A 26,201-nucleotide genomic window follows, 5' to 3' on the forward strand; every position below is an offset into this window, starting at 1 on the left:
GGAATTAACGCAGAATTGATTCAATCAAATTTAAGGCTTGCTTATTGTTTCGTGAACAGGTACGGGTCCTGCTCCAGCCCTTCGTTCACCCGAATTTCCAGCGTTTTCACCTGCCCGTTCTCCACGGCGAAGGGGGCCGGGAAAATCCCGTAGGCCGCGTTGGAAAAGGTGCTGCGGAAGGTGTCGCCGTCCATATAGTCCAGCGTAGTGGTGAGGGCGGGGTGGTGCGAGAAGCGCACCAGCAGCTGCCGGCCCTTCGGCTCCACCGTGATGGGGCCATATACCGGGTGCTGGTAGGTGCCGGCGTAGGCTTTGAGGCTGCGGGCGGGCTTTATTTTCCGGGCCACGCGGGCGGCCAGCTCGGCCACGCTCTTGGCGGTTTCGGCGTTGCCCTTTTGGGCGAAGGCGTAGAGCTGGCGGCTGCGGTCCACGTAGGGCACGCCCAGGTAAGCATCGAGCAGCTGGTAGCGCAGGGCTTCGAAGAAGCTCTGATTGTCCTGGTTGGTGAGCACGGCGAGGCCCAGATTTTCTTCGGGCACAAAGCACACGTTGGTCACGAAGCCGTTGGCCCCGCCGGTGTGCCAGTAAATCTGGCGGGCGTTGTAGTCGGCTGAGTACACGCCCAGGCCGTAGGTGCGGAAGTGGCTGGGGAAGATGGGCGACTTGCTGGCGCTCACCAGCGTGTTGCCCTCGCGGGTGCGGCGCAGCGTGGCCCAGGGCATGATGCGCTGGCCGTTGTATTGGCCGCTGTCGAGCTGGAAGCGCAGCCAGTGGCCGAGGTCATTCACGTTGGAAACCAGGCTGGCGGCCGGCCCGAAATTATCCACCTCATCAAACGGCACCCGCGTGAGCGGGCCGAAAGCCGTGGTGTAGGGCAGCGCCACGTTGGCCCGCTGGCTGGCCCCCGCCGTACTGGGGTAGGTATTCGTCATGCCCAGCGGGGTGAGCAGGCGCTGCTGCACAAAGTCCTGCCAGGTGGTGCCACCGGTGGCCACGGGAATGATTTCGCCGGCCGTCAGGAAGCCGTAGTTGCTGTAACCGTACTGCTGCCGAAACAGCCCCACAGGCTTCAGGTAGCGCACTTTTTGCAGGATTTCGGCCCGGCTCAGGTTAGAATCCCAGAAGGTGAAATCGCCCTGGAAGGTCTTGGTGCCCATGCGGTGCCCCAGCACATCGCGAATGGTAACCAAGCGGGTGCTGACGGAGTCATAGAGCCGGAAATCGGGCAGGTACTGGTGCACCGGGTCGTCCAGCTTCAGCTTTTTTTCCTCGACCAATTGCGAAATGGCGGTGCCGGTGAAGAGTTTGGAATTGGAGGCGATGAGGAAGAGGGTATTACCGTCCACTGGTTCGGGCTTGTCCACGGCTTTCACGCCGAAACCCTGCGACACCACTACCTGCCCATCCTTCACCACCGTCACGGCCAGGCCAGGAATGTTCCATAATTTGAGGCCGCGCTGCACGTAGCTGGCTAGGCTGTCGCGCACGAAGGCGTTGCCCGCGCCGGGCGTAGGCGTTTGGGCGTGAGCGGGGAGGGAAAGGGCGGCGGCCGCAGCCAGCGTGACCAGGAAAGGAAGTAAGCGCATTGGTGTTGAAAGCAAGGTCTAAAAAGTGCCGAATGAAGGATTTTTTGCTCTTTCGGAGTGGAACTCCTGCTCTTTCGGAGTTGCACTCCGAAAGCCGCGTGTTGCGGAGTTGTACTCCGCTCCGGGGTGGCAACGGCGCAACGATTGGGGACTATAAGTCCCCGGCAGTCCGGCTTTCGGAGTGCAACTCCGAAAGAGCAGAGCAACGGGCAGCGGTTGAGCACAACGTAAAAAAAGCCGGCTGAAACACCCCGAAGGGATTTCAGCCGGCTCAAAGCTAAGCCGCCTGCCAGGGTTAGGCCACTACCCGCATGACCGGTATGGGCGGCCACGGGGTATGGGTAACCCGCACGTCGGGCCAAAACGACTTGAGGCCCTGATAGTGCATAAAGACGCGGGCCGTGGTGATAACGTCCTTCTCGCAATAGGTCACAATGCGTTTGAGGTCTTTCTCGGTCCAGTAGGTGTGGCCCACCTGGGAGCCGTCGATGTCGTCTTTGGGTGAGGGAATGCCGAAGACGCCGGCCAGCAGGGCCAGGGAGATAGTGCCTTTGAAATCGCCAAACTTCCATAGCTCCATGGTGTCGAGCAGGTGAGGCAGGTCCCATGCCTTGTAGCCGGCCACGTCGAGCATCGGCGGAATGGGCTGACCGCAAATCAGCATGCGGCGGCCGATGTAGCCGTAGTCGAACTCGCGGCCGTTGTGGGCGCAGAGGTAGTGGCCGATGCGCTTCGGGTCGTCGTGCTCGCGGGTGTTGGTGGCGGTGGGCAGCTTGGTGCCGTAGGGTTTGGCTTCGTCCAGGGCCCGGGCGAAGCTCCGCAGCACTTCGTGCTCATCATCGTTGGCGTACGATTTCACTTTAAATTCAAGCGTGTCATCGGCCAGGGTGTAGAACTTGCCCACCGAAATGCACACGATTTTGCCAAACTCGGCATAGAGGCCGCCGTTGGCAAACAGGGCTTCGTGGGTCTGGCCCTCGGCCAGCTCGCGGGCGTGGCGCTTGTCGCAGAACTTCTTCCAGAGCGGCTGGTGGGCGGCCGGCATCTCGGCATGGGTGGCGTGGCCGGGCACGGTTTCAATATCGACGAAGAAAATGCGGGTCAGGTCGACATTGTGCAGGATGTTCATGGCAGAAGGAAAAGCAGTGAAAGTAGTGGAAGATACGTCGGGGCCGCCGGGCCGCCCGCCTATCTCAAAGCTACGGCAAAGCCTGCGCTGCATGCAAGCGGCTCAGATTCGCAGGCATCCTGCTGCCGCATCCGGTATCCGCTGGTGGCACGTCCCAGCCTGGACTATGCGGCTCGGCAGCCCGGCCCTTTGAGTCAGAAAGCTGCCTGTTACTCCGGCCTTGCGCCAGTAATGGCGATTCCTAAAAAAAATAATGCTGGCCGCTGTAACGTTTGGACACCAGGGCCAATATTCTCCAGAGCTTCACCTCAATTTAATGCTCCTGACAGGCAACCCTGGCCACGGCTAGGTCATCTGTTTGAGCGTAACCTTCTTTCCTTTCCTAATCTGCACCGATGAAACTATCTACGCATTGCTTTGCGGCGGGCCTGTTGTGTCTGCTCCTGACTGGCTTGGCCCGCCCCGCCGCCGCCCAAACGCCTGCCGCTACTCCGGCGGTGGCGGCCACCGGCTCGCTCGTCGGCACCGTGCTCGATTCGCTTAAGAAAGAGCCCGTGCCCTACGCCACGGTGGTACTGCTGCCATCCGCGCCCAACGACAAGCCCATCACCGGCGTGGCCGCCGACGAGGCCGGCAAATTCTCCCTCACCAAGCTCGCGCCCGGCCCGGCCCGGCTGCGGGTGAGCTACGTGGGCTACGGCACCCAGACGCGCAACGTGACCATTACCGCCGGCGCTACCGACGCGGGCACGTTCCGCCTGCCCGTGGCCGGCACCGCGCTGGCCGAGGCCGTCATCATCGGGACGAAGCCGGTGGTGGAAATCCGGCCCGACCGCATGGTGTACAACGCCGACCAGGACGCCACCAATGCCGGCGGCACTGCGGCCGACGTGCTGCGCAAAGCCCCGCTGCTGGCCGTGGACGGCGACGGCAACGTGAAGATGCGCGGCTCCAGCAACTTCAAGGTGCTGGTGAATAACAAGCCCTCGCCTACGCTGGCCAGCAACCTGGCCGAAGCCCTGAAAGGTATTCCGGCCGAGCAGATTAAGTCGGTCGAAATTATCACCACGCCGCCGGCCAAGTACGACGGCGAAGGCACCGCCGGCATCATCAACATCGTGCTGAAAAAGGGGGTGGAGCAGGGCCTTAACGGCCGCATTGGGGCGAGCGGCGGCAACCGGAATTCGGGCGTGAACGGCTCGCTTAACTTCAAAACCAAGAAACTGGGCTTCACTTCCTCGGGTGGCACGGGCGGCTGGCACGGGCCGAACCGGTCGGAGCGCACCCGCTTCGGTAAAACCGATAACTCGACCCTGACCCAGCAGGGTGTGGGCAACTACAGCGGCCAGTGGATGTATGGCTCGGTGGGCCTCGACTACGACCTGAGCGAGCACCAGAGCCTGTCGCTGGCCGCCTCGGTAAACCGCTACGCCGGCCACGACTACAATAACATGCTGAACGACTTCGTGTCGCCCGCCCGCCCGCAGGACAACCAGCTCTTCACCCGCGCCACCAACAGCAAGTTTAGCGGCCTCAATGGCGAGCTGACCGGCACCTACACCAAAACCTTCGCTCTGCCCCGAAAGGAGTGGAGCGTGCTGGGCCAGTACGCCAATAATAGCGGCACGTTTGGCTACGATTTCGACCAGTATCTCAACTCCACCACCAACCTGGAAGTGGGCCGCGCCAACTACCGCGAGCGCAGCCGGGGCCGCACGCCGGGCAGCGAAGTAACGCTGCAAACCGACCTCACCCAGCCTTTCGGCGAGAAGCAAACCCTGGAAACGGGCCTAAAAGCCATTTTTCGCAATACTGGCTCGGTGGCCAACGTCGATGGCCTGACCCGGGGCCAGACCGAGGATTTTGTGCGCCTGCCCGGCCGCTCCACCGATTTCAGCTACGGCCAAAACGTGCAGGCCGGCTACGCCACCTACATCAATAAGTTGAGCAAGAAGCTGAGCGTGAGCCTGGGCGGCCGTCTGGAGCGCACCGCCATTTCGGCCGATTTCCGCACCAACGACACCAGCTTCGTGCGCAGCTACCTCTCGCTGCTGCCCAATGGCAACGCGCAGTACGCTTTCAGCGACAACAACAGCGTGCGCCTGGCCTACAGCCGCCGCATCACCCGGCCCTACATCGACTACCTCAACCCCTTCGTGGACCGCTCCGACCCGAAAAACCTCGTGTACGGCAACCCCGCCCTGAGCCCCGAGCTGACCGATTCCTACGAGCTGAGCTTCAACACCAACGGCAAGGCGGGCTCGCTCAACATCGCGGCCTCGATGCGCCGCACGGGCAATGCCATCGAGTCGATTCGCCTGGGGCCTGATGCCAGCGGCGTGACCCGGCAGACCTACGCCAACGTGGCCTCCAATGCGTTTTACCAGCTCAATTGCTACGGCTCGGCCAAGCCGGCCAAGGGCTGGGATATTAGCGGCGGGCCGGATATTCAGTACATCGTGCGCCGCAGCCCGTCGCTGGGCATCGAGCGGCGCGGCTTCACGGCGGGCCTCAACCTGAATTCCTCCTATAAGCTGCCCAAAAACTTCACGCTTCAGGGGTACGTGTATGCTTCGCTGCCTTCGCCCGACTTGCAGGGCCAGGGCGCGGCCAACCTCTACTACCAGATGGGCGTCAAAAAGACCTTCCTCAAGGACAAAGCCGACGTGGTGCTGAACATCGCCGCTCCCTTCAACGACTATTGGCTCTACCGCAACACCACCGACACGCCCACCTTCAGCGAAACCAACCGTAACTACTCCTACCAACGTTCATTCCGCCTCAGCTTCAACTACCGCTTCGGCCAGGCCCAGCAAACCAAGCAGCGCAAGTCCATCTCGAACGACGATGTGAAGGGCGGCGGCGGCAGCAAGCAGGGCGGGCAGTAGGGGGGGGATGGTGCTGAATCCATGGCATCGTTGCTCTTTCGGAGTATAACTCCGAAAGCTGCGCTGTGGCGGAGTTATACTCCGCTTTGTATATCACGGCTGGCACCAATGGCGGGTGTGATTCCCCCAAAGGCAGCTTTCGAAATGCAACTCCGAAAGAGCAAAGCGCATCAACGGGGAGTATAACTCCCCACCAAGGCACCTTTTGGAGTGCAACTCCGAAAGAGCGAGGGGCATGACCGTTTTTGTGCCTCTACTGCAACGCCTTTTAACAATACCCAGGCAACCCCTTCGCCGGGCCGTGCATCTCTTTGGTCAACTCTCTGTAATGAATCGCCACCTCTGGCGATTTCTGTAGCGCACAGTGCCTTCTGGCTTACATTCTTCATATTCTGCAAAAAAGCATGGCCCTCACGATTACCAATCTTTCCAAAACCTACCCCAACGGCACGCAGGCCCTCAAAAACGTCACGCTTGACATCCCCAACGGGATGTTTGGCCTGCTGGGTCCCAACGGCGCGGGCAAATCCAGCCTGATGCGGACCATCGCCACCCTGCAGGACGCCGACACGGGCTCCATCATGCTCGACGACATTGACGTGCTGCGCGATAAAGAGGCCGTGCGCCGCGTGCTGGGCTACCTGCCGCAGGAATTTGGCGTGTATCCCAGCGTGAGCGCCGAGGAGCTGCTCGACCATTTCGCCACCCTCAAAGGCATTGCCAACGGCCGGGAGCGCAAGGAAATGGTGGCCGCCCTACTGCACCAGACCAATCTGTATGACGTGCGCAAAAAGCACGTGGGCGGCTATTCCGGCGGCATGAAGCAGCGCTTCGGCATTGCGCAGGCGCTGCTGGGCAACCCGCGCCTCATCATCGTGGACGAGCCCACCGCCGGCCTCGACCCCGCCGAGCGCAACCGCTTCCACAACCTGCTGAGCGAGATTGGCGAAAACCTGGTGGTGATTCTCAGTACCCACATTGTGAGCGACGTAGCCGACCTGTGCCGCCATATGGCCATCATCAACAAGGGCGAAGTGCTGCTCACCGGCGACCCGGTTTCGGTGATGGGCAACCTGAAAGGCAAAATATGGCGCAAGCTTATTGAAAAAGCCGAACTGCCAGCGCTGCAAGCCAGCCAGCAGGTTATCAGCTCGCGCCTTTTTGCGGGCAAAACCGTGGTGCACATCCTGGCCGATTCCGCGCCCGACAGCGGCTTTGAGGCCGTGAATCCGGATTTGGAGGACGTGTATTTTTCGGAAATTAAAAATTATGAATTAAAAATTAAAAATGGCCCCGTCACGGCCTAATGAGCTCAGCTGGGCGGCTTGCGTCCACCTCATTCTTAATTTTTAATTCATCATTTTTAATTGACCACATGTTCCTCCCAATACTTCTTTTTGAACTCAAATACCGCCTCAGGCGGCCTGCTACCTGGATTTATTTTCTGCTGCTGTTCGCCATGGCTTTTCTGCTGGTAACGGCGGCCGGCGGCGGCTTCGGTACGGGCGTGAAAGTGGCCCTTGGCGGCGACGGCCAGACGGTGAAAATCAACGCCCCGTTCTCGCTCAACATCATCACGGCGGTGCTCAGCGTGTTCGGCGTCATCATCGCTTCCTCCCTGATGGGCAACCCCGTGTACCGCGACTTCGAGTACCGTACGCATTCACTGTTTTACACCACGCCCATCAGCAAATTTGGGTATCTGGGCGGGCGGTTTTTTGGCTCTTACCTGATTTCGGTGCTGGTATTCAGCGGTATCGGGCTGGGCGCGGCCGTGGCCGGTATGATGCCCTGGGTGGCGGCCGAGCGGTTTCTGGCCGTGGCCCCGGCCGGTACCTACGTGTGGCCCTACCTCGTGCTGGTGCTGCCCAATCTGCTGTTTTCGGGCGCTATTTTCTTCACGGGAGCTACGCTTTCGCGCAATATTCTGAGCACGTATATCGGCTCGGTGCTGCTGCTGGTGGTGTACCTGGTGGCCACGGCCTACCTGCAGGACCTCAAGAATGAGCACCTGGTAGCCGCGCTGGATGCCTTCGGCATATCGGCCATCGAATTCACCACCCGCTACTGGACTTCGGCCGAAAAAAACTCCCTGCTGCTGCCCCTCTCCAGTTATGTGCTGCTGAACCGGGCCGTGTGGCTGGCGGTAGGCTTAGGTCTGCTGGGCCTGTGCTACGCCCGGTTCCGGTTCTCAGCTTTCGCCTCGGATAAGCCCGATAAGAAGAGCCGCCGCGTGGCTGCCGCCGATGTCCTGGCGGCCGAAGCGGTTCCCGCTGCCCAGCCCGGCGGCCTGCGCCTGCCGCGCGTGGCGCAGGTATTCAGCGGGGCCATGAGCCTGCGCCAGTGGTGGAGCCTGACCAAACTGGAGTTTCGCGGCATTGTGCGCAGTCGCTACTTTCTGGCCATTGCGGGAGCGGGTGTTATCCTGCTGCTGGCCACCTCGTCGCAGGTTGGCCGAACCTTCGATACCGCTACTTATCCCGTCACCTACGAGGTGCTGCAAGCCATCACCGGCTCGTTTTTCCTGTTCTTTCTGGCCATCATCATCTTCTACAGCGGCGAGCTGGTGTGGCGCGAGCGCGAGGCCGGCGTGGCCCAGATTACCGATGCCGTGCCCGTGCCCAGCTGGGTGCCTTTCCTGAGCAAGCTGGCCGCGCTGGGGCTGGTGCAGGTAGTGCTGCTGGCCGTGGTGATGGTCTGTGGCCTGCTGATTCAGACCTTCAAAGGCTATTTCCACTACGAAATCGGCCAGTATTTGCAGGCGCTGTTTCTGTATGAGCTGCCGTTCCTGCTGTTGCTGTGCGTGCTGAGCATGGTGACGCAGGTGGTGGTGAACAACAAGTACCTGGGCTTCGCGGTGATGGTGATGTACTACGTAGCCAATATTTTCCGGAGCCAGATTGGTTTTGGCCACCGGCTGCTGGGCTACGGCGGCGGCCCCACACCCGGCCAGTATTCGGACATGAACGGCTACGCGCACTTCCTGCCCGCCTTCTGGTGGACCAAGCTGCTGTGGGCCGGCGTGGCGTTGCTACTGGTGCTGCTGGCCAGCCTGCTTTGGACACGCGGTACCGACACCACCGGCCGCCTGCGCGAAGCCCGCCGCCGCTGGAGCGCCGGCAGCACCGCCGCTCTGGCCCTGGGCTTGCTCATCAGCCTGGGTACGGGTGGCTACATCTTCTACAACACCAACGTGCTGAACAAATACCTGACGCCCAAGGAAGGTGAGAAGCGCCAGGTAGCCTACGAGAAGCAGTACCGCCGCTTCAAAGACGTGGCCCAGCCCCGCATCACGGCCGTGGATATGAACACGGAGATTTTCCCCAGCACCCGCGCAGTGCGGTTCCGGGGCCGGTTCACGCTGGTGAACAAGCACGCCCGCGCCCTCGATACCGTCATCGTGAGCATTCCCGTGGAGCAAAACCCCCGCGTGCGCTCCATCACGCTGGGCCAGCCCGGCCAGGCCACCCTGGCCCTGAACGATACCACCTACGGCGTGCTCCTCTACCGCCTGGCCCGGCCGCTGGCCCCCGGCGATTCGCTGGCCCTCGGCATGGATATTCTGTACCAGGAGCGCGGCTTCCCCAGCACGGGCACGAATACCGACATCGTGTACAACGGCACCTTCATCAGCAGCAACTACCTGCCCGGCCTGGGCTACCGCGAGGGCGCCGAGCTATCCGGTGACCAGGACCGCAAAAACTACGGCCTGAAACCCAAGCCCCGCATGGCCCCCGTGAACGACCTGAAGGCGCGCCAGAACACTTACATCAGCCAGGATGCCGACTGGATTCGCTTCCGCACCACCGTGAGCACCGAGGCCGACCAGACCGCCATTGCCCCCGGCTACCTGCAAAAGGAGTGGGTGAAAAATGGCCGCCGCTACTTCACCTACGTGATGGACCGGCCCATGCTCAACTTCTACACCTTTCTCTCGGCGCGCTACCAAGAGTATAAGAGCCAGTGGGTTGACACGGCCGGACACCGCACCATTCCCATCACTATCTACTACCAGCCGGGCCACGAGTACAACCTCAAGCGCATGGCCGAGGGCGCACGGGATGCGCTGGCGTATTGCTCCAAAAACTTCTCGCCCTACCAGCACCGCCAACTGCGTATTCTGGAGTTTCCGCGCTACCAGTCCTTCGCCCAAAGCTTTGCCAACACGGTGCCCTTTTCCGAAGCCATCGGCTTCATTGCCAACGTGAACGACAAAGACCCCGAAGACCTGAACTACCCCTATTACGTGACGGCCCACGAAGTAGGCCACCAGTGGTGGGCGCACCAGGTAATAGGCGGCAACGTGCAGGGCAGCACGCTCCTGGCCGAAGCCATGGCCGAATATTCGGCCCTGATGGTGCTGCGGGCGCACAATGGCCCGGCCACCATGCAGCGCTTCCTTAAGTTCGACATGAACCGCTACCTCACCGGCCGCGCCTTCGAGCAGAAGAAGGAAGTGCCGTTGGCGCTGGTCGAAAACCAGCAGTACATCCACTACGCCAAGGGCTCGGTGGTGATGTACGGCCTGCAGGACTACCTCGGCGAGGCCACCCTGAATGCGGCCCTCAAAAAGTACGTGGCCGCCGTGGCCTACCAGCAGCCGCCCTACACCAACTCGACGGAGTTCATCGGTTACCTGCGCCGCGCCGCCCCCGATTCGCTCCAGCCCTACCTCACCGACCAGTTCGAGCGCATCACGCTCTACGACAACCGCGTGACGGCCGCCACCAGCAGAAAGCTGCCCGACGGCCGCTATCAGGTCGATTTCACGGTGAAATCGGCCAAGTTTTATGCAGACAGTCTGGGCGCCCAGAAGCCCGCCGACCAAACCCGCGACGCCCTGCCCGTGGCCATTTTCCCCGAAATGGGCAAGGATAAAAAGCCCGTGGCCCCGCTGCTGCTCCAGAAGCGCCGCCTGCGCACCGGCGACAACCAGCTGCGCTTCGTGGTGAGCAAAAAGCCCGCTTCCGTCGCCATCGACCCCTACCACCTGCTAATGGACCGGCAGCTCGACGATAACACCAAAGACCTGTAGGGCTGGAAGCACAGGCGCACAAAAAAATCCCCGGCCAAAGTGGTCGGGGATTTTTTGTATTCGGGCAGCCGCCGTGCGATTATTTGCGCACCTGGCGCAGGTCGCGCTTCACTTGCTTGTGGGCCGTTTTGAGGTAGCGCTTGAGCTGCTGCTTGCGCGATACCACGATTACGCGGGCATTGGTCAGGCTCACCGTCGACTCGTCGGCCGAGGCATTCAGGGTCATTTTTTCATCGGCGTAGCCGGCGTAAGTCACCAGCGCATCGAGGGCTCCGGCGTTGGCTGGTACTTCAAATTTGAACTCGCCGTCGGCGTTGGTCACGGCCATTTGCTTGGAGGCCGTCAGGATAACCACGGCGCCGGGCAGCGGGCCGGCCGGATTGGTGATTTTGCCCATGAGCACCCTCTTCTCCGGCTTAGTACCCATGGTCCCGCCGTCGGTATCAGTCGCCAGGGCAAAAGCAGCGCCGGTAAAGCCACGTTGGGCCTGCGCCGTAAAAGTAGCCAGGTTGATAACACAGGCAAAAACGGCGACGACGAGTATAGAGGAGGAGAAGCGCATGGCGGTGATAAGTATCAGATATTTTTGAATGATACAAATGTCGCATTGCATTTGTGGGATAATGACCCGCCTCGCCCAACTGTATCAAACCGCCGGTGAATGACTGGATTTGCCAAAGCAATGAATTAGCTAGCGCATTTGCACTCCTTGCAGAGTGTATTGTAAGAATGATATAGGGACGCTACGTTTTGCATCTCGCCGTTGCACAACCCACGCCAGGACCGTCGAGTAATTTCCCTCAGTAATGAGCCGTAACCCATTGTGCCCGTCCCTGCAGCTTGCGAACGAGCAGTTGTACATATCCGGCCGGGCTTGTACCCGCACCTTGCTTTACTTTAGAGCAAATTCAAGGTCCGTGTACACGATGTAGAGACGCAATATTTTGCGTCTCGTCGTTGCTGATGTTGTTATAACCGCGCAGGTTTGTGCGGTCCCGGTCGTTCAACGACGAGACGTAAAATGTTGCGTCTCTACATCGTGTACATAGAATCCGAAACCTCTCTAGGAGTATCAAATAGAAAAACCCTGGCCTATGAGGCCAGGGTTTAGCAATTGGGGTTGCAGAAAAGAGGTGTGGTAGCTAGTAGCAAGAGGAAAGTGGGCGGGAAGGAATCATTGGGTAGCCGGGCCTTTATCGCGCAGCAGGTACACCGAGCCCAGTGCCTGCACGGCTGCCAGATGCACTACTTCTTCGCGCAGGCCCCCGTAGCCGCAGGTCAGCTCTACTTCTTTCGTGTTGCTGGGCACGCGCAGCTCGAATTCACCTTCCGAGTTGGTTACCACAATGGTGTGGCTGCCGTGTAGCCAAACCGTAGCTCCGGGTAATACACCTGTTTTGCCCTGTATCATGCCATGAATAACTTTGGTAGTGACGGTTTTAGTGCCTTCTTCCGGGTCGGTGCCGGCTGCTTCTTCCATCTTTTCACCCGCTTGGGTATAAGCATATTGTGCCTGGCTGGGCATGGCGGCCAACAAAAAACCGACAGCAGCAACGGTGGAAGTAAGGCCGAATTTCATGGCGAATTGCACTAATAATATTATTTATTGCAGAATACAAACGTACAATAAAATCATAGTATGTTGCAAGCATTTGTAATAATAAATTCGCTTTTATTCTGGGATAAGCGCAATTATTAGTTAGCGCACCGGCTCAGCATCCATAAAAAAACCTCCGCACTATTAGTGTGGAGGTTTTCTATTAGAATTAACTAATTATACAATAATCAGTTATCAGCTGATTATTGTATAATAGGCGATTCAGACCACATTGCGCCGCTGCTCTTCCTGCCGGAAAACGAAGTAGGAGTAACCATAGCAAAATGCCGTTGTAAGCAGTATCAGCCCCACGAGTACCAGATTCATCTGTCGGGCCGGTACTATCAGCGCCAGCCCGATAAGCAGGACCCCCACCAGGCAAAAGACCATGCCACCTATGCGGTGCGTACGGGCCCACACGGTAGGGCTTTCCAACGTCCAGGGCGTGCGGATGCCTACGAAGTAATTGGGCTGTACTTGTGGTTAAATAGTTGCCCATAAAGGCCAGAAACAGGCCCAGCAGCACTGTTATGCCCCGGCTTGTGGTGCCGGGGTGCAGCCCCATATACAGGCCGTAGGCTAACAGCCCTCCCAGCATGGCCACCATTGCAAGGCGCAGCTTCTGGAAATTTACGCTGCTACTGTCGAGCCGGCGTTTGGGGTCGAGATAGGGCAGTATCGTGAAAAAGAACGCCACAAATAGTGGCGCCCCCAGCATGAGCAGCCACATGTGGTCGCGCCCGATGTAGTCGTTGGGCTGTCCGGCGCTGTCGAAGTGCGTAGGCACCTGGGCCGGCAGCTGCGGCCACACAAAAAGCAGATACAGCGACGGGGCCAGCATGGCCCCGAGCGTGAGCAGTTGCCAGATGAGTAGGTTCTTCTTCATGAGTAGGGCAAAAAGAGCGGTGAAAAGGTTAGGACTTGAATTGGTAAAGCCAGCCTAGTAGTTCGTCTAATACGGTCATGTTGAGGGTGTATACCACGAACTGGCCTTGCTTCTGGCTGGTCACGAGGTCGGCTTGGCGCAGCAGGTCGAGATGGTGGCTGATGGTGGGGGCCGAGAACTGGAACTGCTCGGCAATGGCCCCGGCGGTGGCCGGCCCGCCGCGCAGCCGCTCCAGAATGGCGCGGCGCGTGGGGTCGTTCAGGGCTTTGAAAAGAGCATTCATACAGGGTGTTTCAATAATTAGGCAAATATCTAAATAAAATCGAAATAAAAAAACGCGACCCCAAAAAGGGCCGCGCTGCTAACATAGTTTGTGGATTGGGCCGAACCTTGCCAGCCGCTAGGCCGGCTGCTGCGCCGGGGTTTCGGCGGCCGTTTCGGGGCGGCGGCCCCAGGAGGCCATGCCGCAGCGGCTTTGCATTTGCTGGCGGAATTTCTCGCGGGCTTCGGGGCTGAGGTGCTCCATGCGGCCGGCCATGCGCTGCTTCCACTCGCGGCGCTTGCGGGCCCAGCCGCCGGGCTGCCCGCCCCGGAAACCACCAAACAGGATACGGCTCAGCAGTAGCAGGCCGTAGGTTTGGCCCAGCGTGATGGCCGGCAGGCGGAACAGCGCCGGCATCAGCCAGTTCCAGAGGGCCTGTGTGGCAAACCCGACTACGGCAACAAAGAGCGCCGCAAAGAAGAAGAAGCGAAGGCCGCGCAGCAGCCAGAATTTACGGTTCATGATAGGTGAGATAGTGAAAGGGTGAGGTGGTTAGATAGACTAGGATTTGATGCGGCCGACGAGGTTGGCAGAACATCAAGCCCACTATTTCACCACTTCACCTTTAGTCGGTGAATAGTTCGGTGTAGAGCTTTTGCAAGCGCTTGCGCAGGTGCAGCACGGCGTAGTGCTTGCGCGAAATCAGGGTTTTGAGCGGCACGCCGGTTTCTTCCTCCATCTGGCGGAAGGTATTATCCTCCAGCTCGTGCCACACAAACACTTCGCGCTGGGCCACCGGTAGCTCGGCCAGGGCATCGCTGAGGGCTTCCATGAGGGTTTCGCGCAGCAGGCGGTTTTCGGGCGAGTCGTCGGGGGCGGGGAGCAGGTCGGCCAGCAGTAGGCCCTCACCGTCGTCGCTGGCTTCGGCGGCGCCAAAGGCTGCCTCCAGGCTCACTGGCCGCTTGCGGCGGTAGAGGTCGGTGATGCGGTTGCGGGCCACCCGGAAGAGCCAGGCCGCCGCCTGTTCCACGGGCTTGAGCAGCCGGTAGCTTTCTACGAGCTCGGCGAAAACGTCCTGCAGGAGGTCTTCGGCCTCGGCCTCATCCGGAATGCGCCGCCGGATGAACTGCAGCAGCCGGGGCCGCTGCTGGCGCACAGTTTCAGCAATCTGGCGGTCTTGCTGCGAGGCCGACATCGGCAGGAGGGGAGAGGGGAGCGAAAGTGCCATGGTTGTCATTCTGAATAAACAGACGCTGGCGGGTTGAAATTACTTTACAACTTTTCGATTTGTGCACCAAAACCAGTGGGTAGCCTTTCATATCGGGGGCGATGGCCAGCGGTAGCGGTAGTCGATGGGTTGCCTGCGGGACCACGTATTGGGTTTGCTGCCTAAAATAGATAACATTTACGGAAAAAGTTATACTATTTGCGATGTCAATCCTGATGTCAGCCAGGCTATTGGATGGCGGTTAGTACTTTTGAATTAAACTTTATTGCCACGGAATACCCCTTTCACCTTCTTTCCTGTTTTCACTTTTTACCATGAATTATTTCTACTTTAACAAATTGTTGGTTTGCCTCGTTGGGTGGCTGTATTTATGTCCGTTCCTAGCATCGGCCGTGCCTTTCACGCCGGGCAACATTGTGGTGACGCGCGTAGGCGATGGCACCGCCACACTGACCGCGGTGGCCACAGTCATATACCTGGATGAGTACACGCCGGCTGGAGTGCTAGTGCAGTCGGTGGCACTGCCTACGGCCGTGACCGGTAACAACCGCATTCTTACTGCCAGTGGCAACTCCACTTCGGAATTAGTGTTGTCCCGTACCGGCAATGGCCGTAGCCTGCTGCTGGCCGGCTACGGCACCTCCCCGGGCACCGCTGCCGTGGCCAGCTCCCAAGCCGCCGACGTGGCCCGCGTAGTAGGCGTGGTGAGCCCCGATGGCAGCGTGGACACCAGCACGAGCCTCGGTAGCGCCTTCAATGCCTCTAACGTACGCGCCGTGGCCTCGGCCGATGGCACGGATTTGTACGTAGTGGGCGGCAACTCGGGAGTGCAGTACGTTACCTTCGGTGGGTTCAATCCCACGCAGCTAAACACCTCGCCCACCAACCTGCGCGGCGTGGCCGTGGCCGGGGGCAACCTCTACATCTCGACCGCTTCCAGCTCTTACATCGGTCTGAGTGCCGTGGGTACGGGCCTGCCTACGGCGGCGGGACAAACCGTTGCCATCCTGCCCGGCTTTCCTGCCACTGCCGCTGGCCCCAGCCCCTACGGCTTTTACTTTGCTGACCTGAGCACGACTGTACCCGGCGTGGATGTACTATATGTGGCGGATGACCGCAGCGGTACCGGCGGCGGCATTCAGAAATGGAGCCTGGTGGCCGGCACCTGGACGCTGAATGGCATCATCGCCGGGTCGGCCACGACCATGGTGCGCGGCCTCGATGGCAATACCACCGGCACTACGGTGTCGCTAGTAGCCACCAGCGCCACCGGGCTCTACCTGCTTTCCGACAATACCGGCTACAACGTGGCCCCGACGCTAACCAGCATTCCGGCACCGGTGGCCACGGCCGCTACCAATACGGCCTTTCGGGGCATTGCCTTCGCGCCGGTAGCGCCGGCCCCGCTGATTGCCAGCTTTAGCCCCACCAGCGGGCCGGTAGGTACCACGGTCACCGTCACAGGTTCTTTCCTGACTGGTGCCTCAGCCCTCACCCTGAATGGCGTAGCAGTGACGGGCTTCACCGTAGTAGATGCCAGTACCATCACCTTCGTGGTGCCGGCCGGGGCCACTTCGGGCACTATTGCCGTTACCACGGCCGGGGGCATGGCCACCAGCACGGGCACGTTCACCGTGGTGGCCCCCAACCCGCTGCCAGTTATCAGCAGCCTGACGCCCGCCACCGCTGTGGCCGGCGCGGCAGCCTTTACCCTGACACTTAATGGCACGGGCTTTTACAGCGGTTCGGTTGTGAGCTTCAACGGCACGGCCCTGGCCACAACCTTCGTCTCGGCTACCCAGCTGACGGCCAGCGTACCTGCTGCTGCCATTGCCACGGCTGGCACCTGCGGCGTGACGGTAATCAATGCCGCACCGGGCGGGGGAACTTCGGCCGGTGCTACGTTCACCGTGACCGTGCCAGTGCCCACCATCACGAGCTTTACACCCACCACGGGCGGCCCTGGTACGTCGGTAACCATCACGGGTACCAACTTTACAGGAGCTACAGTTGTGCGCATTGGCTCGTTCAACGTGCCTAACTTCACGGTGGTGAATGCCACTACCATTACTTTGGTGCTGCCTGCCGGCACCGGCAGCGTAACCGGTTTGCTCACGGTGACGACGCCGGGTGGCACGACCACCAGCGCCACGTCATTCAACCTGGTGTCGGCCACGCTGGCCAGCCAGGCGCTACCCGGCCTAAGCGTGTTCCCGAACCCCGCCACCGACCACCTGACGGTAGACCTGCCTTCAGCAGCACCGGCCACCGTGGCCCTGCGCGACCTGACGGGCCGCCTGGTGCTGGCCCCGGCCCCGCTAGGAGCCGACAAGCATTTGGCGCTGCCCGCCACGCTGGCCAGCGGCGTGTATTTCCTCGAAGTGCGGCAGAGTGGTCTAATCGCCGTGCGGCGCATCGAGAAGCGCTAAGCAGCAACCGGGCAGCCTCCCCAAATCGGCCGCCTACAGCAAAAAAAGAGCCCCACCGGAGTTTTCCGGTGGGGCTCTTTTTTTGTGCGAAAGGGTAGTGATATGTGTGTTTGTCCGGGTGATTAGGTTGACCGGTTCAAGCACTTATAAGGTGTTAGTCCTGAGCGATAGATAGAAGCTGTTTAGAAAGTACTCAAACGGTCATGCTGCGCTGCGCTCTGCATGACCGTTTGAGTACCTTTTGTGACTTTCTAAACAACTCTATAGTCTGGTGATGGGTAATCACCATTTTTTTCAGTGGCTTATGATATAGGTAAAGCTACTGGCTGCTTACCTGACCCCGGTTGCGAAGTAGCAAGCCGTCGGCAACCATCTTACCGACGAAGGAAAATGCTCTGACGGGGCAGAGCTTGCGTACCAAATACTTTTATTGCTCTCATGCAATGCTCCGCAGAATTAAACCGCAGGGACCCGCAGTGTTTCCGTTAAGTGGTACAGCAGGATACAACATGGCATAGCGATTTAGCCCTGCGGAACCCTGTATGAAATTTTAGTGCGAAAGCTCGACCACGGCAATGAGCTCAAAATGAACAACCCCGGCTGCATGAACAGCCGGGGTTGTTGAAGCAGGATTCAGGAAAATTACGCTACGCTATTCTATCACTACTTTGATGGTCAGCTTAGCACTCTCCGTTGTCCAGGTTACGAAATACATGCCCGAGGCCAGTGGGTGAGTCGGCTTAATGGCGGCTTGCATAGTGTTGGCATCCACGGCCTGCGTGAATACCAGGCGGCCTACGTTATCGAACACCTGTACCGTGCTACCCGCGCTGCCCGTGAGGTTGGTAACCGCTACCTGGAAGCCGTCGTGGGTGGCGGGGCTGGGGTAGGCCTGCAGAACCGGCGCGGCACCTTCCGGAGCATAGTGCACCGTAGCTACCGGAGAGTAGGCCAGGATGCCATCGTTGTCTACCTGCCGCAGGCGGTAATAGCTTAGGCCAGTCAGCGGAGCGTTATCAACCAGGGTGTAGTCGTGGCGGAAGGTGGTGCTGCCCTGGGCCTCTACGCGGCCAAGCTCATTAAACCTATGGCCGTCAGCCGACCGCTCCACCATGAAGTAGGCGCTGTTCTTTTCCGAAGCCGTGGCCCAGTCCAGGTGCACGGCCGAGCCTTTGAGTGTAGCTGTGAATTGCAGAAGCTCGACGGGCAGCGGTGCAGAGCCCGTCAGGGGGTTATCCACTTTGTTGGTCGAGGCCAGTGCGAAGTAGGAGGTGCTGTTGATAGTAGTAAGGGAAGCGGCTGAAATAGTGTAGCCACGCGGCGCATCTGGAGAATATACGCCAGCCCCGCCAGCCGTGCTCCACGGGCCGCTTGGGCCATTAGAACGGGCCACGCGTAGGTTACCAGGCACAGTCACGGCCTCGTCCACCACATCAGTGTTGAAGCTCAACTGTACGGTGGGCTGGGTGATGGTGCCCGACAGCAGATGAATACGGTAGTAGCGGTTGGCTGAGAGGTTCGACAAAGTGCCATCGACCGTGCCAGCTGGCGCACCGTTGATGATTTCGACCAGCACCACTGGGCTCAATGAAGCGCCCTGCGGCTTAATCGTGACAGGGCGGTAGCGGCCACCTGCACCCACTGGGAATACCCGGATGCTGGCGGCTTCGTTGGGCAGCGTCATGGCCAGGCGGCCCGATACGTAAGAACTCAGGGTATTGCCGATAATGGGCTGAGTAGCCGTGTTGGTCAGGCTGATAATATTGGTCGAACCAGCCGGACCCGTGTAGAGGAAGCCATTCTTCAAAGTCAGCAGGTCGACTACCGTAATGTTGGTATTCGTGCCCAATGTGAGAGTATTACTCCCGAACTTCTGCAAATCCCAGAAGGTAGTATTACCGGTGACGGAATGATTAACATCCGTGAGAAACTGCGTCAGGCTGTTGCCTTGGTCGAAGTTGCCAGTATTGGTAAAGTTACCGCGAAACACCATCGTAGAAAAGCCCGCCAAAAAATTCCCGCCTGTGGGAATGGTGAAGTCCGCGTTGGCATGAAGCAGATTGGTCGCGTTGGCAATGTAATAGCCCGCGTTGGTGAAGGTTCCGTTAGCATTCACCTCACCGGTGGCGGCCGAAAAGTTGCCGCCTGCCAAATTGGTGAAGGTGGTGCCCGCGTTTAGGTTACCGGTACCGGCTAGGTAGGTGCCGCTGTTGCTGAAACTGGTGCCTAGCGTGATGGTACCCGCGCCAGTTGAGGCATCGTACGTGCCTCCATTGGTGAGCGAAGTACCCGTAGTGAAGTTGCCACTGCCCAGCGTAAGCGAGCCGTTGTTGGTCAGGGATGTGCCCAGGCTTACCGCGCCGGCCCCCAGCGTCACAATGCCAGTGCTGCTCGTCGTGAGCGAAGCCCCTGTCGTCAGCTGGCCATCGTTCAGGTTGAAGGTGCCGGCCACCGTAGCCCCGCTCGTGGCTGAGGTCAGGGTGATGTTCTGGCTGGTGGGGTTGTTAACGGTCGTGTTGGCAGCCACACTCAGGGTGCCGTTGATGGTCAGGTCGAGGTTGGTCAGCTGCTTGGTATTAGCACCTGAGAACGTCAGATTATTGTACGTGTCGCGGGCCGGCAGTTGCACGGCACCCGTGAAATCCACATTACCTGTGTTGGGCGCTACGAAGTTGCTGTAGTTGCCGGCGGGGAACAGGGCCGAGCCAATGCGCAACGTGCCGGTACCGGTCACGGCGTTGAAATTATTGGCCGCGTTGGCGGCCAGGTCCAGCGTACCCAGCAGCTGCAGGGTCGCTGCTCCACGGCCGGGGCCGTTCGAGTTGATGAGGTGACCAGCGCGAATCACCGCCGGGTTGGCCACGGTGGGGAAGGTGGTAGGCAGCGGGCTGGAGTCCGTACCGTTTGAGTTAAACGTCCAGGACGAAGCCAGATTCCAGGCCGCGCCGGCGGCCAGGCCGGCCGTAGCGTTCCGGCTGTAGTAAGTATCAACTGCGTTGAACTCCGAAACCTCCGCGCCCGTGTAGTCGCCACTGATGTAGTTGACGTCAGTATTGGTGAGGGTATTGGCTGTAGCATCTACCGAACTGCCGCTAATGCCGCCGACGGGCACCCAGGCCCCGTTCAGGAAACGGCCCAGCTTGTAGCTGGCTTTGGTGCCGTTCACGTCGTTGCCCACGCCGTTGTCGATGAAAGTGAACTGCTGCGTAACCGTAGGTGTGGCGCTTAAGCCCGTGCTGCCTACTTGCCAGTAGTAATTCAGCTCCTTGGCAGCAACATCAGTGGTGGAGGGGTGAGCCAGGTCAATGGGCTGCACCGTGATGGTGCCGGCCACCGAGTTGGTGGTCAGGTTCATTTGCACAGGGGTGTATTTGGCCGCCGCACCTATAGGGAAAGTGAAGTTCAGTGCGCTGGCGGGGTAGTTCTTGCGCAGGCCCTGGTCGGCCACGATGCCGTTGGTACGGATGAAGCGCGTGGCATCAAAGCCAGTCACCGCTCCGGCGGCTGTGTTGCTCAGCCACAGCAGGTTCGAGCCGATGGTGAGTACGCCGTTGGTGAGCTTGAGCACTTGGGTGATTTCCTGGTTGGTCGTGCTCGTGGCACCAAGAGCATTGTTCAGTGTCAGGTTGCCGAAGCGGCCCGTGCCGTTGCCGCCAATGGTTTGATTGGTAGTGCCGGCCAGGATGATGCTGCCCGTGCCCGTGCTGGTGTGGGTGGCCGAGTTCAGCACGTCGCCTAGCGCCGTCAGGGTTTTGCCGTTGTCGTCGAGCGTGCCCTTGGTCAGGGTCAGGGTGCCGGCCGTCAGTGCGTTGCCGCCGAGCTGCAGCTTGCCGTTGGTCTGGGGCGTGTTCAGTACTAGGCCGCCAAACACGGTCAGGTTACTGGCCGTGCCCGTGAGCAGCTGCGTGGCAATGCCACCCAGGAAGCTGGTGGTCTGCGTAGTCAAAATCGGCTGGAAACCGCCCGCGTTCAGGGCTGTACTGGCCGAGGTGTTGTTGTTGATGAGGCTCTGGTAGATGTTCAGGTCCAAGCCGTTGGCATTGAAGAACGAGTTGTCGTTGCCGATGGTCAGCGAACCTTTCAGCGCCAGCGCAAGCACGCCCGTGAGTAGGCCGGTGTTGGTGTTCGTGTTGTTGGTACCGGTTGCTACGCGCAGGTCGTAGAGCGGTACCGTCGCGCTCACGCTGATGCTCACGTTGCCCACGCCGGCAGCGGTGTTGCCCAGCACTACTGTCCCGCCCGTCACTACCGTCGAGTCGGGTGCCAGGTACAGGTCGGCCGCGATGGTGGGTCGGCCGTTGGAGCGGTGCAGGTTCAGGGTGCCGCCGCTCATGCGGAAGATACTGCCCTTGCCCTGTACCTCAAACAAACCCCGCTCGTTGTTCTGAGCAGTTGTGGCGCCCTGACCGTCGATGTCGATGGTGCCGCCGCTCTGGTCGAAGCGTAAGGCTCCGTCGAGGTTGGTCACCGTGCGGCGAATCTGGCCGTTTACGTACAGGGTGCCCCCGGTGGCAACTTTCAGCGTCGGGGTTCCGGCGCTGGCATATTCCAGGTCATTGCCGGTGCCGGTGGCGCTGCCCACGCTTAGCGTCCCTTGCAGTACCTGTACCTGGCCGGCCATTTTCAGGTCCGAGGCCGCGCTGGTGTTTGTGGCTACAGTTACTCCTGCATTCGGCGCGTCCACGGTCAGGCCCGCGTTATCGGTGATGAGATAGGGGCTGGCCGCGTTGTGAATGGTCAGGGGCTGCGTGCCCGAATTCTTGGCGTAGCGCAGCGTGCCGTTGGTCAGGGTCAGCCAGTTGCTGGTGGGCGTAGTTAGGGGGCCCGCCACGTCCAGGTTCAGTGTGGCCGTGCGGCCAGTACCCTTGTTCACGGTGAGCGAGTACAGGGTGGTTGCGCTGGCCGTAGGACCCGTGATGTTAGCCGTCTGGTCGCCAGTGAAAGTAAGGGCGGCCGTCTTGCCGCCGGTATTGAAATTTAGCGTGCCATTGTTGGTGATGGAGCCGTTCACGATAATATTGTTCGTGACGGCTGCGCCCGCGCTATTGGTGTCGAAAGTGGCCCCGCTGTTAACCTGCACATCGGTGTCGACCGTAAGATTACAAACGGTGCCATTGTTAAAGTGCAGGCCGCCGGCTTGCACGAGCATCGAGCCGGTGCGCAAATCTCCGGTTGCGGCTCCACTCAGGTAAGCATCACCCACGAAGCTGGAAGCTGTGCCCGACTTAAACTGCGAGTAAACCTGCAAGTTCAGGCCAGGAAGCGTGATGGTGGTGTTTACAATGGCATTCAGCCACAGGCTGTTGTAAGAATTGAGCGATAGGCCCGTAGAAGAGGTCGTGGGCAGCGTCACATCTTGGTTATAAGCAGGCGTGTCGCTAACGTAGGGAGTCGTCGTCGTGTAGTACTCAACGGTACCGCCGCCAGCCTGTAGGAAAGACCCAAAATCACCGCCTGGGAATACAGTAGTAGTGGTGTACACGTAGGAATTATTGCCATTATTTTTCCCCGAACGGACGGTAGCCGATGCAATACGCAGCACCCCCGACCCGCCCGGCTTCGAGTCCGGCAGGGCCCCAAAATTTAGCCCCGTGAAGGCCTGCGCATCCAGTGTCGAGCCGTTGTCAATCACCAGCGAGCCGGCTTTGGCATTGTCGGCCGTCACGGTCACCGTGTGGTTGGCCCCGTCAGCAGCTGAGCCGATAAACACCGGGTTGCCGGCACCGGGCACCGCAGTTGCCGCCGTGCCGTTGTAGCCGGTGGTGCTCCAGGTAGTGGGTACTTCCCAGTTGCCACTGGTGCGGCTGTAGAAAGCCGTGATGGGGCCAAACGCGGTCGGTTCGCCGGCCGTGAATTCTCCAGCGAAATCATCGATGGCGTTGAAGTTGATAAAGGAAAGGCTAGCGCCAACGCTCATGCCATTGGCAGGGTATTTCATCCAGGTAATGGGCAAGTAGCGGGCAGGTACGTAATTGGCCACCGTGCCGGTACCAACCGCGTTGGTCATGGTGAACTGTTCGTACACCGAAGAAGCCGGAATAGACCCAAAATCAGCACTGCGAACCTTCCAGTAGTAAGCCAGCGAATTGGTAGTACCCGTCACAAAAGGATTGCGGGAACTCACCGGGCTCACGCTTACCCGCCCAAACTTGTCGAGCGGGTCGGAAGAGGCTAGGCGCAACTCAATTTTGGCTGGTGCATAGCGTGCCGTGCCGCCTTGGCCCGTCCCAACCGGGAAAGTGAAGGAGTCGCCCTTGCCATATGTTTTCTGCAAGCCCAAATCGCTCTGATTGCCAGATGTCTGGATAAAGCACGACGTAGAGAAGGTATTACCCGTACCCAAAGCATCTGTTTGCACATTCGTCAAGGCTAAGCGGTTTGAGCCAATGGCGAGAATGTTGTTGCTAAGCAACATGAGTGTGCTGGCGACGCTCATGTTGGCCGTTAGCGTAACCGCCACGGTGCCTGTGGCCCTCGAATTATTGATTGTAAGGTTGCCAAATACCCCGGTGCCATCGCCGCTCACCGTTTGGTTGGCGGTGCCAGCCAGCACAATGCTGCCCGCGCCGCCCGCGCTGGTGTGCGCGGCCGAATTCACCAGATTGCCCAGCACGTTGATGGTCTTCGTACCATCGTTCAGCACGCCCTTGAGTAGCGCCAGCGTGGCTGTGGCCGGCACCCGGTAAGTCGTTACCGTGCCGCCCAACGTAAGCGTACCGGCCGATTTATCCATGGTCCAGTTGTTGAACGTGCCGACGCCCGCTGTGGTCCCGATGGTGCCGTTGTTTGTCAGCAGCTGGTTTTGTGGGCCGCTGAAGATGGTTGTATTATTGCCGGGTAGGTAGGAGCAGTTCGCGCCGATAACGAGCGTGCCCTGGATGTTTACATCCAGTGACTTGGCATCAAACGTGGTAGGGTTAGTGGCGTCGAGCGTGAAATTGTTCAGCACCGTGATGGGCTGGGCATTATTAGTGGCACCCGTGGTGTATTCCGATGTGATGTTGGCCAGCACCGCCTTGCTGGTTGAACCACCCGAGAGCGTTGGCTTTTTGATAAGTAGATTCCACAGGGGAGCCGTCGTGAGAATACTAGCGTCTGTATTAGTGTTTGGCAGCTGTAATTCAATGATACCTCCCGTTACAATGGCATTATTGCTGTTTACTCCGATGTGAAACAGGCCCGTACAGTTTGCCGGGTTCGCGACGCGAATAGTTCCACCCGTCATCCGGAACGCCTGAGATTGGTAAGGAATGGCAAAGCGGGCAAAATTCGTAGTTGCGCCAGTTCCTGCAAAGGTGCCAATTGCTTCAAAAGTGCCTCCTGTAATAATAAAAGAGCCCCGGTGGTCGGAAGAGGTACTAGAAGGACGGAATTTGTCGACGGTTACTCTGCCGCCTTCAATAAGAATCTGACCATCTTCCCGAACAACCATGGCATCGGAGGTAACTGATGTGAGCAGGCCCGCAGAAACACGTAAAGTGCCATAAATAACAAACGCTAGCGCATTCGTATTTACTACGGTACCACCAGCCACCCACAAAGTGGGGCTAGTAGTAGTAGACCCCAGCTCATAATAGCCTGTATTAGCGCCAGTACCAGCAAAGGTGCCATTATGAATTTTGGCCAGATAAACGCCGCTGTTGATTTTAGTGACTCCATTAGCCAGTTCCAGCAGCCGGGCACTACCAAAGTGATTGAGGCGCAAGTTGCCTTGGGCGTTGCCGTATAAGCCAGCGGCAGATGTGATGTTAAGCAGTACCTGGCTGTCGGTGCCCTTATCAACTTTCAGAATATCGAGGTCGGTGTCGCCATTGCAGGCAAAAATGGCGTTGCTAGCGCCCGAAAATACAAGCGTGGCTACTTGATTGTCGTTAGCGGTTCCATTGTGCAGGTTTACCGTTCCGTTATTGATGAAACTACCGTACGCCGTCAGTATATGCGTACTACTGTTGGTGGTGCCAACGCCCAAAAACGTGCCTGCTCCAATCGTAATGTCACCATAAATGCTTAATGCACGGCTGGCCGCCGCGTTTCCGATTCTAAATAAAATGCCGGCGTTGGCGGTAGCTGCTGTCGCGTTGGCATTGGAGTTGCCGGAGGGAAAAGCAGTAGTGTTGGAGCGCGATAGTACCATGTTGCCATTGACCTTCAGGTCCCCATCTAGATAGGCAGTATAAGCGGTACCCGTGGTATTGAGCAGGCGCAGGCTATTGTACATGCCCGAGGCAGGCAGGGGCAAAGCCGAAGTAGTAGTGGTCCAGTCGTAAAACTCGACCGTACCTGTATTAGGGTCATCAAAATCGTTGTTCGTCACGGCTGGGAAGTAAGGGGCCGCAATGCGAAGGGTGCCCTGGCCAGCCAGGCGACCTAGCGTCCCCGTGAAGGCAGGGGCCGCTGGGGTAAAAGTCTTGCTGGTCAGGTCCAGCACCCCACCCCGCTGGATGGTAATGCTGGCGGGGGTTGCACCTGCCAGCAGTTTGCTGCTGAGCGTGACAACAAAGCTGTTAGTCACTACCACGTTATCACTGCTGGTTGGCAGGCGGGGGCTTATGCTCGTTGAGCCCGTAGGGTCAGTCGTCCAGATGCCCGCGTCAGTCCACAGGCCAGTAGTGCCGCCGCCATTGAACGTATACAAGGTCTGACCCATTGCAAGCGTACTCCAGAATATGGATAATAATCCAAGTAAGAATGATTTCATGAAAAGAAGGAATGGTGAATGATTTGGTAAAAGCGCAAATTAGTGGATGAGGAAATGTGGTTATAGTTTTACACTATACGAATTTTGCATAATTAATCCGTTAGAAAAAGCAACTTTGGCTCTCATCAAGTCAAAAGCATAATTATCTTTAATAGAGGTATCTGGAAAAAGGCTAAGTACAATTTCTGGAGTTTTGTCTCCGGAAACTGGAATTGTATTATTTTGATTATGTTTTTAATGCGATTTATCTTGAATATGGTTATTATTGATAATTAATGATTGTTTAGTTGAGCGCTTTTCATCGGTATTAATTGCCGCACAGATTATGTGCAGTATTCGTTTTAGACGTTGGTAAACAGGAGATGCATTCGCAGGGCACACCACGGCGATGGTCATTTATTATGATTTTTTGACTGGTGGTTTTTCGGGTACCTTTGCCGGCCGGCCGGCTGCACGTTGCCCA

13 protein-coding genes and 1 pseudogene are annotated in these 26,201 nt (G+C 58.8%); 5 read left to right on the top strand and 9 right to left on the bottom strand.

Annotated features, from left to right (window positions below; translation table 11 throughout):
- Positions 1-41: 41 nt before the first annotated feature.
- Together KQ659_RS03920 and KQ659_RS03925 are read right to left on the bottom strand one after the other, a co-directional pair.
- Positions 42-1,586, bottom strand: a complete 1,545-nt coding sequence (locus KQ659_RS03920; RefSeq protein WP_216690212.1) for a serine hydrolase — start codon at positions 1,584-1,586, stop codon at positions 42-44.
- A 295-nt stretch (positions 1,587-1,881) separates the two neighbouring features.
- Complete coding sequence (locus tag KQ659_RS03925; RefSeq protein ID WP_216690211.1) at positions 1,882-2,715, bottom strand: ribonuclease H-like domain-containing protein; 834 nt, start codon at positions 2,713-2,715, stop codon at positions 1,882-1,884.
- 395 nt (positions 2,716-3,110) lie between these two features.
- Here KQ659_RS03925 and KQ659_RS22025 point away from each other — a divergent pair.
- The 4 genes and pseudogenes from KQ659_RS22025 to KQ659_RS03940 form a co-directional block, all read left to right on the top strand.
- Positions 3,111-3,809: pseudogene (locus KQ659_RS22025) on the top strand (carboxypeptidase regulatory-like domain-containing protein); the annotation flags it as partial.
- A gap of 96 nt (positions 3,810-3,905) precedes the next feature.
- Positions 3,906-5,603 carry an outer membrane beta-barrel family protein gene (locus KQ659_RS03930; protein WP_408610789.1) on the top strand — a complete coding sequence of 566 codons (1,698 nt, stop codon included), beginning with the start codon at positions 3,906-3,908 and terminating at the stop codon, positions 5,601-5,603.
- Positions 5,604-6,007: 404 nt separating this feature from the next.
- Entirely contained in the window at positions 6,008-6,910 is a 903-nt protein-coding gene (locus tag KQ659_RS03935) for an ABC transporter ATP-binding protein (RefSeq protein WP_216690209.1), read from the top strand.
- Positions 6,911-6,978: 68 nt separating this feature from the next.
- Complete coding sequence (locus KQ659_RS03940; protein ID WP_216690208.1) at positions 6,979-10,638, top strand: ABC transporter permease/M1 family aminopeptidase; 3,660 nt, start codon at positions 6,979-6,981, stop codon at positions 10,636-10,638.
- Between the two features lie 79 nt (positions 10,639-10,717).
- Here KQ659_RS03940 and KQ659_RS03945 read toward each other — a convergent pair whose 3' ends face one another.
- From KQ659_RS03945 to KQ659_RS03975, 6 genes are all read right to left on the bottom strand, one after another.
- Entirely contained in the window at positions 10,718-11,200 is a 483-nt protein-coding gene (locus KQ659_RS03945) for a carboxypeptidase-like regulatory domain-containing protein (RefSeq protein WP_216690207.1), read from the bottom strand.
- A 612-nt stretch (positions 11,201-11,812) separates the two neighbouring features.
- On the bottom strand, positions 11,813-12,217 hold the full coding sequence (locus KQ659_RS03950) for a carboxypeptidase-like regulatory domain-containing protein (RefSeq protein ID WP_216690206.1): 405 nt from the start codon (positions 12,215-12,217) through the stop codon (positions 11,813-11,815).
- 187 nt (positions 12,218-12,404) lie between these two features.
- The gene (locus KQ659_RS22200) at positions 12,405-13,121 is read right to left on the bottom strand and encodes a DUF1648 domain-containing protein (protein ID WP_216690205.1); all 717 of its coding nucleotides are present in this window, start codon (positions 13,119-13,121) and stop codon (positions 12,405-12,407) included.
- 28 nt (positions 13,122-13,149) lie between these two features.
- Positions 13,150-13,404 carry an autorepressor SdpR family transcription factor gene (locus KQ659_RS03965; RefSeq protein ID WP_168673613.1) on the bottom strand — a complete coding sequence of 85 codons (255 nt, stop codon included), beginning with the start codon at positions 13,402-13,404 and terminating at the stop codon, positions 13,150-13,152.
- A gap of 117 nt (positions 13,405-13,521) precedes the next feature.
- A complete protein-coding gene (locus KQ659_RS03970) occupies positions 13,522-13,905 on the bottom strand; it encodes a hypothetical protein (protein ID WP_216690204.1) in 384 nt (127 codons plus the stop codon).
- Between the two features lie 103 nt (positions 13,906-14,008).
- Positions 14,009-14,611 carry an RNA polymerase sigma factor gene (locus KQ659_RS03975; RefSeq protein ID WP_226929815.1) on the bottom strand — a complete coding sequence of 201 codons (603 nt, stop codon included), beginning with the start codon at positions 14,609-14,611 and terminating at the stop codon, positions 14,009-14,011.
- 392 nt (positions 14,612-15,003) lie between these two features.
- Here KQ659_RS03975 and KQ659_RS21760 point away from each other — a divergent pair, with 392 nt between their 5' ends.
- A complete protein-coding gene (locus tag KQ659_RS21760; RefSeq protein WP_216690203.1) occupies positions 15,004-17,040 on the top strand; it encodes an IPT/TIG domain-containing protein in 2,037 nt (678 codons plus the stop codon).
- Positions 17,041-17,692: 652 nt separating this feature from the next.
- On the opposite strand, the gene KQ659_RS03985 is transcribed toward KQ659_RS21760, so the two are convergent.
- Positions 17,693-25,738, bottom strand: a complete 8,046-nt coding sequence (locus KQ659_RS03985) for a T9SS type A sorting domain-containing protein (RefSeq protein ID WP_226929818.1) — start codon at positions 25,736-25,738, stop codon at positions 17,693-17,695.
- Between the last annotated feature and the right edge of the window lie 463 nt (positions 25,739-26,201).

The sequence above is a fragment of the Hymenobacter siberiensis genome, assembly GCF_018967865.2.
GTDB lineage: Bacteria > Bacteroidota > Bacteroidia > Cytophagales > Hymenobacteraceae > Hymenobacter > Hymenobacter siberiensis.

Bases quoted from the DNA above. Each gene is read 5' to 3' on its own strand.
- KQ659_RS03920 (WP_216690212.1), bottom strand. From the start codon at position 1,586: ATGCGCTTACTTCCTTTCCTGGTCACGCTGGCTGCGGCCGCCGCCCTT.
- KQ659_RS03925 (WP_216690211.1), bottom strand. From the start codon at position 2,715: ATGAACATCCTGCACAATGTCGACCTGACCCGCATTTTCTTCGTCGAT.
- KQ659_RS03935 (WP_216690209.1), top strand. From the start codon at position 6,008: ATGGCCCTCACGATTACCAATCTTTCCAAAACCTACCCCAACGGCACG.
- KQ659_RS03940 (WP_216690208.1), top strand. From the start codon at position 6,979: ATGTTCCTCCCAATACTTCTTTTTGAACTCAAATACCGCCTCAGGCGG.
- KQ659_RS03945 (WP_216690207.1), bottom strand. From the start codon at position 11,200: ATGCGCTTCTCCTCCTCTATACTCGTCGTCGCCGTTTTTGCCTGTGTT.
- KQ659_RS03950 (WP_216690206.1), bottom strand. From the start codon at position 12,217: ATGAAATTCGGCCTTACTTCCACCGTTGCTGCTGTCGGTTTTTTGTTG.
- KQ659_RS22200 (WP_216690205.1), bottom strand. From the start codon at position 13,121: ATGAAGAAGAACCTACTCATCTGGCAACTGCTCACGCTCGGGGCCATG.
- KQ659_RS03965 (WP_168673613.1), bottom strand. From the start codon at position 13,404: ATGAATGCTCTTTTCAAAGCCCTGAACGACCCCACGCGCCGCGCCATT.
- KQ659_RS03970 (WP_216690204.1), bottom strand. From the start codon at position 13,905: ATGAACCGTAAATTCTGGCTGCTGCGCGGCCTTCGCTTCTTCTTCTTT.
- KQ659_RS03975 (WP_226929815.1), bottom strand. From the start codon at position 14,611: ATGGCACTTTCGCTCCCCTCTCCCCTCCTGCCGATGTCGGCCTCGCAG.
- KQ659_RS03985 (WP_226929818.1), bottom strand. From the start codon at position 25,738: ATGAAATCATTCTTACTTGGATTATTATCCATATTCTGGAGTACGCTT.